General features: G+C 49.8%; 7 protein-coding genes. 1 reads left to right on the top strand and 6 read right to left on the bottom strand.

Translation table 11 applies throughout. The annotated features are described in order from the left end of the window. Window positions 1-15: 15 nt before the first annotated feature. The 6 genes from FJQ58_RS13325 to FJQ58_RS13300 all read right to left on the bottom strand — a co-directional run bounded on the left by FJQ58_RS13325 (window position 16) and on the right by FJQ58_RS13300 (window position 11,725). Window positions 16-894 carry a carbohydrate ABC transporter permease gene (locus FJQ58_RS13325; RefSeq protein ID WP_139994145.1) on the bottom strand — a complete coding sequence of 293 codons (879 nt, stop codon included), beginning with the start codon at window positions 892-894 and terminating at the stop codon, window positions 16-18. A 13-nt stretch (window positions 895-907) separates the two neighbouring features. After that, window positions 908-1,864, bottom strand: a complete 957-nt coding sequence (locus tag FJQ58_RS13320; protein ID WP_238404029.1) for an ABC transporter permease — start codon at window positions 1,862-1,864, stop codon at window positions 908-910. A 166-nt stretch (window positions 1,865-2,030) separates the two neighbouring features. Beyond that, a complete protein-coding gene (locus FJQ58_RS13315) occupies window positions 2,031-7,367 on the bottom strand; it encodes a golvesin C-terminal-like domain-containing protein (protein ID WP_162341489.1) in 5,337 nt (1,778 codons plus the stop codon). 133 nt (window positions 7,368-7,500) lie between these two features. Continuing rightward, complete coding sequence (locus FJQ58_RS13310; RefSeq protein WP_139994141.1) at window positions 7,501-9,303, bottom strand: cache domain-containing sensor histidine kinase; 1,803 nt, start codon at window positions 9,301-9,303, stop codon at window positions 7,501-7,503. Continuing rightward, the gene (locus tag FJQ58_RS13305; RefSeq protein WP_162341487.1) at window positions 9,300-10,817 is read right to left on the bottom strand and encodes a response regulator; all 1,518 of its coding nucleotides are present in this window, start codon (window positions 10,815-10,817) and stop codon (window positions 9,300-9,302) included. Before FJQ58_RS13305 ends, FJQ58_RS13310 begins: the two co-directional genes overlap by 4 nt. Before the next feature lie 140 nt (window positions 10,818-10,957). Then, the gene (locus tag FJQ58_RS13300) at window positions 10,958-11,725 is read right to left on the bottom strand and encodes a phytanoyl-CoA dioxygenase family protein (RefSeq protein ID WP_162341485.1); all 768 of its coding nucleotides are present in this window, start codon (window positions 11,723-11,725) and stop codon (window positions 10,958-10,960) included. A gap of 137 nt (window positions 11,726-11,862) precedes the next feature. On the opposite strand from FJQ58_RS13300, the gene FJQ58_RS13295 reads away from it, so the two are divergent. After that, on the top strand, window positions 11,863-12,744 hold the full coding sequence (locus FJQ58_RS13295; RefSeq protein ID WP_162341483.1) for a helix-turn-helix domain-containing protein: 882 nt from the start codon (window positions 11,863-11,865) through the stop codon (window positions 12,742-12,744). Window positions 12,745-12,881: the final 137 nt, after the last annotated feature.

Here is a 12,881-nt window from a genome sequence, read left to right as displayed (position 1 = left end):
GTTTGTTTGCTATTGTCAGCCTTTTACGGCGCCAAGCACCATACCTTTGACGAAAAAACGCTGCAAGAAAGGATAGACGATCACGATCGGCAGCGTAGCCGCTACAACTGTTGCCCCGCGTATCGCTTCCTGCGGCACATCGGCGCTCGACAGCATATCGATATTGCTCGTCGCATCCGACACGCTCATCAGCATCTCTCTCAGAAACACTTGCAGAGGCAAACGTCCGCTGTCGTTAATGTACATTAACGCATCGAAGTAGCTGTTCCAATATTCGACCGCGCAGAAGAGCGCTATCGTAGCGATAACCGGATAAGCGAGCGGGATCATAATCTGGAACAAAATGCGCAGGTTGCCCGCGCCATCCATCTTCGCAGATTCCTCCAGGCTATCAGGTATGCCGTAGAAATACAGGCGTACAATGATCATGTTGAAAGGACTAACTAGCGATGGCAGAATAAGCGCCCATAAAGAATTCAACAAACCGAGTTCTTTTATAATCAGATACGTAGGAATAATACCCGCGCTGAAGAGCATGGTGAATACGTAAAGCATCATAATGGCCTTGGCTCCCCGCAGTCTTGAACGGGACAAGGCATAGCCGGTGAAGATCGTCAGCAGCACGTTGAGAATCGTGCCCGTCACTGTAATGATAATCGAATTTTGAAAGGATACCAGAAATCTCTGGCTGTTCAACACGACATCATACGCGTCTACATTGAAGTTGATCGGCCACAGGAACACGTCTCCTGCCAGTATGCTCGCTTCATCGCTGAACGACTTGGCTACAAGATTCACGACGGGAATGAGACAGATCAGAATGACGAGCAGCAACAGAATGTAGTTCGTGATGGAGAACGCCGTTTCTCCTTTGGATTGCAGCTTGGTGTTCATTATACAGCCTCCCCTACCATAAGCTTCTCTCGCCGAATTTCTTGCTTAGCGTGTTGGCGCCGAAGATTAAAGCCATCCCAATCAAGGATTGGAAGAGACCAATCGCCGTCGTGAAGCTGTATTTCATCTGGCCAAGCCCAATCCGGTAAACGTACGTTCCAATTACATCGCCTACGCTGTACACGAACGGACTATATAACATAAGTACCTGCTCCAGATCGTTGCCAAGCGCCGTACCGATGCGCAGCATAATAATGAAGACAATGACACTGCGAATGCCCGGCAAGGTGATATGCCAAATTTGTCTCAGCTTGCCCGCTCCGTCGATCTTGGCAGCCTCGAACAGCTGCGGATCAACGGCCAGAATCGCCGATAGATAAATAATGGAGGACCATCCGGTTTCCTTCCAGGCCGACGAAGCGACAAGCACTCCCCGGAAAAATCGTTCGTCCGCAATCATCATCACATGGCTCATGCCAAAGAAAGCGAATACATCTTTGAGAATACCCGTTTGCGGCGACAGCACATTAATGAACACCGCGCTAATGATGACCCACGACAAGAAATGCGGCAAGTAGGTGATCGTCTGCGCAAACCGCTTGAACATTAGGTTCCTCACTTCATTAATCATAAGCGCCAGCAGAATAGGCAGCGGGAATTGAAAGACCAGCTTGTAGAAATTGATGAGCAATGTATTCTCCAGCACGCTGTAGAATTTGGGAGCCCGGAACAATTCCTCAAAATGTTTAAGCCCCGCCCACGGGCTCCCCCATACGCCGCTGATCAGATTAAAGTCCTTGAAGGCGATCACCACGCCGTACATCGGCAAATATTTGAAGAGCAGCAACGCGGCCAGACCTGGAAGCAACAACAGGTACAGCACATAATCTCTCTTCAGGTCCAGCAGCCACCGCGCGCGCGCGGGATGCGCTCTCTTCTGTGTTAACTCTGCTTTCTCCATCCTTTGCATACCGCAACATCCCCTCCTTCGTATGTCCGTTATCTACTTCCTAATGTTATTGTAAGAGTTCTGCAGAAGAACGGAAACGGGACAGGGTTACGGTTAGGTGGGCGTTATTACGCACTTTGCAAGCGGTTACACAAAAGCGGTACTAGGCGCTTTATTACTTGCACCGCTAATTCAACGATTCCAGTAACGATTTGATTTGTGGATTAAGAATCAAAGCATTCAAGACCATCGTCAGTGCCTCTGCGCGAGTGGATGATTCTTTAGGGGAGAACTTGCCATTCGTTCTTCCGCTGAGCATTCCCGCCTTGGCTGCAGCCGTTATTTCATCTTTCGCGTAAGAATCATCGATATCCGTGAACGCAGCTGTTCCATCTTGCTTCACCTTTTGCATACTCAACATTCTCGACATCATTAAGACCATCTCTTCCCGGCTGATGGTTTGATCCGGTCTAAATGTAGAATCGCTATAACCATTGATTACCCCCGCTTGCACGAGTGCTTCAATCGCTTGGGCCGCCCAGTGTTGATCGATATCCAGTAAAACAATATCGGTATGGTGACCGCCTGTAATATCAAACACGCGAGTAATAATTGAAGCAAACTCTGCTCGGGTAATCCTTTCGTTTGGCCTAAACGAACCATCCGCATAACCATTGACAATGTCAAGCTTCACGAAAGTTTCTATCGTTTTCTCGGCCCAATGCCCCTGAATGTCCGAAGGCCCTTCATTAGGCGCTTTTTTAAGGGCGTCATTTACTTTAGCCTCAATGCTTGCGACAACGTGACCCGTCGACTTCACTACGCTATCATTGAAAACATCGACAGGATTCGCTTCTGGTGCAGGAGATGGTTTCGCAGGGGGTATAGCTGTTGTGCCATTGCCTGAGCCGGTACTTCCTGTGTTTCCTGAATCTGTTCCGCCCCCTGATGTAACAATAGTACTGACAACAGCCGTTGCCGCCCCTTGATTGCCTGCCGCGTCAACAAACGTGAATGTAAAGCTGCCGTTTTCGTAGAAAATGTAACTGCTGGCTCCATTATTGTTCGTGAGCGTTACTGGCTCGTTTGTCGTCAATGTCGCTTCAACTGCTTGTTGATTCCCGTTTGCGGGACTTGTGTAGGCTGCAAAAGCTACCGTGCCTGTCGGGGCACTACGATCAATATTGCTCACCATATAGCTGCTCACCGGCGATACATTCCCCAGTGAATCGCTTCCCCGCGCATATACCGTTTCATTATCGGCTACCAATATCGGTGCGTTATACGCTGCCCAAGTCCCGTCAAGGCCAAGCTTGTATTCCTTAATCGTCGCGTCGGATGCATAAGTAACCGTCACAGTAACCATATCATTCGTTGGTGCAGTCACATCAGCATGCATGCTTGGAGGCGCAATATCTTGGGCAATGGGACCTGTTCTTACGAATTTAACGCCGTCTGCCAGCATGAAATTACCGACAGAGAAACTGTTCGTAATGGTTACTTTCCCATCCACGCCGATATTAAACGGGTAGCTGCCAATATTCACCCATTTCCCGCCGTCAACCGATTGGTCAACGATAACAGTATCTGTCCCGAGCGCATGTCGGATCGTGTATGGCGCTTGGGCTGCATTTAGCACAGGATGGTGCCAGATGGATACATCATACATCCCGTCTAGCGGAATCGAAGGCGTGTAGATGACGCTGGCATCGCCTGCCTTCTTTGTGTTAAGCGCAAAGTTCCCTTTGTTGGCTTGCGTATTCGTCTTCGTATTCTCCCATGTCGTTCCGGTGAAGGTTACGCCTGCTTCATCCGAATTATCCATGGCGATTTCAACATTCTCAGGAATTAAACTGAAAACAATTTCATCGAATACGACTTTGCCATTCCCGGATAAAATTCCGATATTCACAGTAAGCGTAGTTGCTTGCGTCACCGTGATCATATTCGCGTACGATTGGTAAGCATTCGTTAGCGTCACAGCAGGAAGCTGATGATCGCTTGTACCATCCCAGATGTTAAGTTCAGGTTGCACGTCTGACCCGCCGCTTATTTGCTTGATACGCGCGGATAAGACATAGCTGCCAGGCTCTGTAACTTCGAAGGTCTGATACATAAACGTTCTACCGTTGGGCGCTCCTGCTGAGTTGAATTCCGCAGCATTCTGACCTTGATACGCGCCAGTTTGGGTGACATAGGCATTCGTGCCATATACGCCGCGATTATACCCCATCTCCCAGTTATTCATTGTAACCGCTGCTAGCCCGCCTGTCGGGTCGCCGGAAATTCTCTCGAAGCCGCCGTTCTTCAGCGCTGTCAGAGAGCCCTCGCCCACTACACTTGCGATAACTAGAGGTTCACTGCTAATTATGAATACCGAATTTCTTTTCGTTAACAAGCCAATGCCATCTTCAACGGTCATTGCGACTTCATTGCCATAGCTATCCGTAATGCGGCTCACGCTGTTCGGATTCTGAATATTCACATCAAGCGTCGTGCTGTCAGCGGATAGAATACTTAGATAGCTGCCATCTGTGTTCTGCATATAATGTTTAATTGGAAGCAAATTAGCTCCCGTGAAGCCTGTGTACGAACCTATATAGTGATCGATTTTCCGGATGAAATCCTGCAAAATCGCCGTAGATTGGAACACCTCTGTCGGTGAATTCGAGTGCCGCGTGAGATACGTATCTCCCTCTGGCGTTCCCATGTTAATAAATTTATCAAAGCCCGCTGCCAAGAAATCTGTATATTTCTGTACATGATCATAGATACGCCAAGATTGATCTTTATTGCCTAGCGGATATACTTCCCCCTGCCATAGCTGGAGCTGTGGGCGCGATTGCTTCGCAGTCGCATAAGCCGCTAGAATATCCGAGATCCCTATCGTGCCCTCATACCCATGAATAACATAAATGTCGTAGTATTGATTGTACGGAGCACTCAAGGCATCAATCGCCATCTGGCGATCTGTCGCAGTCGGCGGTGTCCCGAATCCGCTTGTCGTGACATAAAGCTCCAAATCCAGGCCTGTCTCCGCTTTATACTCGGCTTTCACCCGTTGCGCTTGCTCATGTACGATACGCAGCATGAGGAAATATTCTTCCTTCGTACCCGAGAAGGATGCTGTCGTGAATGGCGGATGGAAATTCACTTCGTTCATCACTTCATAATATTTCACTTTGCCTGCATAACGCTTCATCGTTTGATATACATAATCGGACCAGTCTTCGCCAGACCCCGGGACCCCATCCTTCGTCTGGATATCCTTCGGAACCCAACGCTCCGAACGGTACATATAATCATTCTCCCAGCCTTCCTCTGGTATTTCGCTAGGCGCAACTCGGGTAGACGCCCAATCCGCAGGATAACCCAGAACCGCCATAACATCCATGTTCGCGTCCGTCACTCTTTGCACATAACCATCGGTTTGATCCCATGTGAAGTGGCCTTTCGTCGGTTCAATCTTGAACCACATGAACGCTCTCGCATCTTCCCATGTCCGCTGAATGCTCGTATTGATCTTCTGCCAAGGCAGCATGGAGTAGCTGTAGCTCGTATGGTTGCCGTAATAATCGGCATACTTGCCATCCGGCAGCAGCGTATTGTTATTAGGCACTTTCGATATCGCGCTTTGATACGTAATCTCATCCGATAGCGTTGAACTAATTGTCGTTTCCAAATACCAGAAGCCAATAAGACCATCCAACTGCGGTAACGCCAGATCCTGCGAATGATAATTCCCGTCCGCTGGTACGATAACCGTTTTCTGTGTTGTAAACGCAACTTGACCATACGGATCTTTGGCCTGTATGTTTACAGTATACTCTTTGGTTGAAGTGCCATAATTGACACTCATGATCGGATACACAGCCGCTTCATTCGCAAGGAAAACCTCTTTCTCACTGCGGAATGCAGGCTTAACGATGCTGTACTGGGAAGACGTATGCCATGGTGTTACGAATTTATTTGACTGAACAGGCTGATTCATTGTTGTTTTGGCGATCAAGGCTGTATCCGCCGCTTGTGTGAACGCTGTTGTGTTCGTTTCAAGCTCACCAATCGTGAGCGCTTTGGTTGAAATCTTCACATTCGTGATGTTATAAGGCGCTCCGCGCTCAACCATGAATTCATAGGGAATAAACTTCTCCATGACAGCAGGCAAGGATGTAGCCGTCCGGGATAGCTCTACACCATTCATATAAATAGCTGTATAACCGCCCACGCCCATTTTCCAGGAAAAAGCGATATTGAAAGGAACGCCTTGTACATAATTCATTTGGCTAGGTTGTGCCAACGTGTTAACACCTTTCGTGCCATCGCCATTGCGTACAGTAAAGATCAGTGGTTGCTCATAGATCGGATTCGCTCCTGCCGGTTTCGTTCCTGGTGGCGGAATATGTGCATTAATCAGGGTATTCCCTGGTCCGCTCTGCGCTGGAACTAGACGGAATAAGAAATCCCATTCGTTGCCGAACTCCTTGTAGGGTTTATCTATTCTTGCAGTGATCTCAATCGTTCCTTCGTTCGGATTAAAAATGCCAGGCGCAAAGTCCCGGTACCAGGTCGCCGTATCCGTGAAATTGCTGTAGTCCACTGAAAGCGGCGCTTCGATCGTCACCGCTACGTCCAGTGTTGTTGTCGCATTCCCTTTGCTAAAGGTAAGCGTAACATTTTCCACCGCATTCGCAGTCGTTATATTCGACGCTTTCAAAAAAACATCATTGGCAGTACCCTCTAGGTATAGGCTTGTCGGCGCCACAGCCGCACTCACTTGTATACCGCTGTTAGCTGCTTGGCCAGCTTTCAGCTTCACAATCGAAGCATACACGCTGGAGGCAACTGACGTATTTGTCCCAATCCATGCATTCGGTTCATATTTGCTTTTCTCAGCCAGAACGGCATCCATGTCATCTTGATCAACAGGCAGGTCTGCTGTACGAATCAGCTTGATGCCATCAATCGCGATCGGATAATTACCTGTTTCCGTTGTTGGCGGGAAGGCTGTATAGCCAGCCCCTCCTGCTACAATGGTATACATCCCGCTTGCCTTGAAGGCGAGCGGCTGGGCATTCAGTTGCACCCATTCTTCCTTGGAATCTGCGCTCGTTGGCAGATTGACCACACTTGTGCCCTCTTCGGAATGAATCGTGTACGGCACATTGCCTTGGTAATATCTGTTTTTTCCCGGCTTGCGTACATAGAAATGATACAAACCGTCCTGCGGAATCGTAGGCGTAAACGTAATGCTTTGCGGTGTCGTACGATTCACATTCGCATAGACAAAACCTCCATTGTAAGCTTCACTCTCCGTAACGTTAGTAAACGTACCCGTTCTAACGACCCCAGCGCCATTATCGTCTAAGATAACGCCTACTTCACCTGAGGCAAGCGTATCTTCGATTATTGCCGCAGATACAAAGTTCGCGGGAAAGGCTGTCAAAAACAGCAGCGCGACTAACCCCCATACCACACAAACCTGTCGTCCTTTTCTGGCAGCTGCACGAGATTTGTTTTGTGCCATGTCGAACATTCACTCCTTCACAATTTAAGTTCATATCACGGAGCGTTTAGATTTTAATGTATCCGCTTACAAAAGATTATAGGGAAAGAAAAAAGCCCTGTTAACAGGGCTCCTCTACGATTTGGTGGTCATTTCAAAGATCTTGGACCATTTCTGTATCCAACACTAGCAGAAGTCTTACAGATGTTCCCTGCCCTTCCTTGCTACGGATTCTAACCCCGCTGCCTTCTCCAAAATAAAGCTTGAGCCGCTCATGCACATTCCTGACGCCGTATCCTGCGCCGCCATCCTGGAGCAGCGAAGAAATACGCTCCGCGCTGATGCCGGCCCCCGTATCCGTAATGTAAAACACGATGGCATGCTTGCGAAGCAGCCCGCGCACCCGAATTCGTCCTTGCTTGGACGCGCTTTTGTTAATGCCGTGCAAAATCGCATTTTCCACTATTGGCTGCAGGATCAGCTTAATGATTTCTTTGTGCAGCATCGCGGGGTCCACTTTCGTCTCGTAACGGAGCTTGCCGCTGAACCGGGTCTCTTGTATCGCCACATAAGCCTGGACATGCTCCAATTCCTTCTCCACGCTGAGCCTTGCATGCCCTTTGTTCAGGCTGATCCGATAAAACTTGGATAAATTCGTAACGATTCTGGCAATTTCTGGCGCCTTGGAGGAGAGGGACATCCATTTCACCGTATCCAGCGTATTGTAGAGAAAGTGGGAGTTGATTCGTCCTTCCAGCACCTTCAGCTCCTCCTGCTGCTGCTTTCGGGTCATCGCATATACCTCTCCGATGAGCGACTCGATCTGTATCGACATATTATTGAAGCTTTGCTGCAGCACCGCAATTTCGTCCTGGCCGCTAACATCCACCAGCTTGCCGAATTGCCCTCGCTCCAAATCCTTCATCTTGCGGATCAGATGGGAGAGCCGGCTCGTAATTCGATTCGATAACAAGTAGGAAAGCCCGATGCCGAAAGCAATCAGCGAAACCGACAGGAGCAGAATGTACAAACCAAGCAGCGAGCTTTGATCCGTAATGCGAAGAGAGGGAATTAGCACAACCAGCTGCCAGTCCAGATCGTCCATCGGCTGCACAAGATGCAAATAACGATCGCCGTGCATGCGAACTGTCGTATAAGACTGCCGCTCTCCGCTTCCTTCGCCCAAGGCGGCGTGAAGCTCGTCCGAATCCATCGGGATGCCGTCCATGCCCTGCGAATAAGTGGCGATCGTTTCCTGACGGTTCATTAACACAGCCTGATAAGGCAGATTCAGATTCATATCGCGCAATACGGCATTAATCGTCTCCTGATCCACGTCAATCGCAACCAATCCCAGCAAATTGCGAACATTTTTGAAATCCTTAATCGTCCGGTACAGAGATACCGTCTCCTTGACGCCAATGCCGGGATAGGTCGTGCCCGGGCTATAAACCCATTCCATCGATCGTTTCTTGGTTGAAAGTCTCGCGTTCCATTCCTCCAGCATGCGGGGTTCAATGCTCAAAATATTGATGCCCTCCATCGCGTACATCGGGTTGCTTGCGATCATAAGCCGAATACGAAATATGTTGCGGTTTTTCTCCAAATTTTCCAATATCTCAATGATCGACTTGTAATCGTCAATAACCTCGCCTACCGACAGCTTCTCCTGCTGTGATTTGCGAAGCAGCTTCTGCAACGTTTCATTCGCATACACCATCTCGGATATATTCTCGATTTCGTCCAACCGGTACGAAATATTAATTGTCGTCTGACGGAGCGCCTCCAGGTAGGCGTGGCTGGTCTGCTCGCTAATGATCGCCGACGATTTCTGATAAGAGAAGAAGCCGATGCATACCGATGGAATCAATACCATCAACACAAAAGAAATCAGCATTTTATTGCGCAGCTTCATCCTTGAATCGATGAGAAGAAATCTGCCGAGCAGCGTCTTCATCCATATCGCTCCCTATATTCGCTTGGACTCAATCCAAACTCCCGCTTGAATAGCTTCGTAAAGTATTTGCTGTCCTTGTAGCCAATCCGCTCCGAAATGTCATGAATCAAGAGCCGATTGTCCTCCAGCAGCATACGCTTCGCTTCCTCAAGCCGAACTTCGGTCATATAGGCGTTGATTGTCATCCCCGTATCTTTCTTGAACAGATTGGCCAGATAATTCGGGGAAAGATGCGCGTGCTCTGCAATCTGTGCCAGAGTAAGCTCCTCGCCGAAGGAGCTGCGGATATAACCTTTGACCAGCCGAATGACGCTGCGTTGATCCGCCCTGCTGTTAATCGCTTCCATGATTTTTATGATGGCGTCATTGAAGATCCGAATTAGCGTCTGCTGCTCACGGGTTGCCCCGATTTCCTCCAACGCTCTCGAAGCTTGCGCAGAGGATTCCAGCAGAACAGCGAAATGCCGGTTCGCTTGCGCGAGAAACATGCTGAAGAATGCTTGCAGATAATCCGGCCTGGCCTGATCGAAACGGCGGACTAGCCCGGTGTACGCCTGAAGCCCATCGCCAAGCGCCTCCCGATCGCCCCGCTCCAGCGCATCCAGCATTACCGCCTCGCATGCTGCCATCTCGGAGAGAATCCATTCTTTCTTATCGCTGATCCCATCCGGCCGATAAGCGACGGATATGGCGCTCTCACTGCTTTCCTTCGCATCAATAAATGAAATCCTCGCTTGCTGGAAAGAATGATGCAGCTCTTCCGGACGCTCTGCTGCCGAGCCAATTCCGACGGTTGCCCCCGCGTCTGCCAGCCAAGCCTGAACGCCGGCATCTTCAAGCCAATCGCCGCCAGCTACGACGCCTCCAATCGCCCCTTGATCCATAGTAAATGTCGCCAAAACTCCCTCAAGCGCCCGTAATTCGGCCTCCCGCAACATGCCGCCTTCGATATATGCGGCGCGGCAGCCCGGTTCGAAGGTGAGCGGCTCCCCCGCATATTCGGAATAAATCGACATTTCATCCGATGAGAGCGGCCTGTGGCAAAGCTCCTGGAGCAACCGTTCCCGCGCGAGCAACCGCGACCGGCCTGCCTTCTCCTCCAACCCGGCGAGACGTTCGGCCTGCCGCCGGTCCGATGCGCAAGCTTCCACCACCTTGCGCAGCACGTCCTCCAGCTCCTCCGTATGGAAAGGTTTCAGCAAATAATCAACAACCTGCAGCTTAAGCGCCGATCTGACGTATTCGATATCCTCGTGTCCGCTGATAATGATGACACGAATCGGCTTATCCGTAAGCTCCTGCCGCAATCTGCGGACAAATTCGATACCATCCATCTCCGCCATCACAACATCCGTTATAATGATGTCCGGTTTCATACGCAGAGCAAGCTCCAATCCGATCCGGCCGTTCTCAGCTTCCTCCATCTCGTCGATGCCGTATGACTGCCAATCCAGACAATGCCGCATCCCATTGCGGATAACCTCTTCATCTTCTACGAGCAATAACGAATACATAATCGTCCACCCTTCCATTGTCAGGAGCGTTCCCATACAGCATACCCGATCCGAAATCCGATTTCAGCTAAAAGATGGGGCGAGCGGCGCAGAAAACCTTCCCCTGACAATAAGGAGAAGGTGGGCGGCGACTCATGCGATTACAAGAAATAATATTTGCTCAAATCTTTGCCCGCCAGCCCATACCGTTTGAAATGCTGGTAATGCGCATTGTACAGCTGGCCGTTCTTTGATGGTGAATAAGTTAAATAAAGCTGTTTACGGCTATTCTCCGAAGTATTGGCTCCGCTCTGATGCGGCGTAAATGAATGGAAGATAATGACGTCGCCGGGATTCGTTTCGACAATCTCGCCTTTCTGCGGATCAATCTCGGCGATTTCGGCTGCGTTCATATTGCGCAGCTCGCCTGGCGTCGAACGTAATCGGTCATGATAGCCTGGGAATAGCTCCAATCCGCCGTTCTCTACCGTCGCGCCGTCAATAGCGATCATGACGCTGATCAGCCCTTCGATCGGGAAGCCTTGCCACCACGCGGAGTCTTGATGCATGCTGTAGCCATTCGCTCCAGGCAGCTTGAAGATCAGCTTATCCTTGAACAGCAGCGGCTCATCCATATAAATGTCGCGCAGCGGGGAGAGAATGCGTTCATCCTTCACCAGTTCTGCGAACAACGGCGATATATCATGTACCGGATCCATTCTTTCAATCTTCACATCTCCATTCGCGTAGCTCTTGTAGCCAGCGCGCACATTGCCTCGATCCATGAACCGCTCCGTCGTCAGAAGTTTGTCGCTTTCCGCTTGCAGAACGCGTGCTTCTTCCTCGCTGAATACGTTGCGAAGCACTAGATAACCTTGCTCGTTATAACTTTTCACTTGCTCGTCGGATAACAGCTTAATATTGCTCATCTTCATTTCCCCTTCACTTTTTTTTGCGATCGACTTCTTGATATTTATATTAAACCCCTTAATTTACTTTTGACATGCATACCCTTATACTATTTCATATACTTTTTTTCCAATTTCCCATGAGAGGGGCACGCTACTTGCAGACGTTGCAAATCAAGAGAATCTACATCAGCGGAATACGTGCGGAATTTAAGATGGAGGATGATCAATACCGGGACTGGGTCATGCTTGCCGCGTTGTCGGGACGTTTCTCCTTCGCGATGGAACAGGGGAACGGAGTCGAAGAAGAGGATGGCAATGGAGGGGAGAACTTGCCTGAGGACGGCGCGCCCAAGAAAGCTTGGCTCAAAGGGAGTGCATCCAAGGGTTGCCGTCTCAAGAACTTCCCCTTCGCCGAAGCTGGCTTCGGCGAAGTTGTTCTCTGTCCGCCCGGCATGAAGCTGAAGCGGAGAGTGGTGGAGCCTCTCTCCTTCCTGTTCATCGAGTTCGCAACCGAGCAGACCTGGCCGCACGGCAAGCTGGCCATTCGGGACTTGCAGCGGCTGGAATCCACCTACCGTTATTTGCGAGATGCATACGCGCGTTCTGAAGAAGGCGAAGGCATGGACTATATCAGACACTTCTTCGGCGACTTGCTCGCCATTCTTTCGCTGGAACTAGCGTCCAGTGCAGAGCGAAGCCGCAGGACGAAGCAGGACCCTGTCATGGCCAGAGTCCAGTCGTATTTGGAGGAGCACGCCCTGGAATATGGCTGGAATATAAGCCAGTTAGCCGATGAGCTGGGTATCGGCCCCTCGCATTTGACGAGACGGTTCCAGCAATCGTTCAGCCAATCTCCAATCGAATATGTGACCTCTCTCCGGCTGCAAAAGGCGCGGTCGCTGCTAGTCGAAACCGACGATACGCTCGATTATATCGCTGAGCAATGCGGTTATCAGAATGCCTTTTATTTCAGCCGCATGTTCAAAAGCAAATGCAAAATTAATCCCTCCGAATATCGCAGAAACCATCGTTTCTAATGATTATCGAGCGGACTAAAAAGCGCGGGAGATACACAGCATTAAACCGTCAGGGTCCCCCTGACGGTTTTTCTTGTCCAGTTGCCAGATGAGCAGCGCATATACATGGATAATTTTTCAGTAAACAGGAAAATATA

The organism is Paenibacillus paridis, from assembly GCF_006345825.1.
GTDB classification, from domain to species: Bacteria; Bacillota; Bacilli; order Paenibacillales; family Paenibacillaceae; genus Pristimantibacillus; species Pristimantibacillus paridis.
The sequence above is the reverse complement of the archived record's forward strand: the minus strand, read 5'-3'. Positions and strand labels throughout refer to the sequence as shown.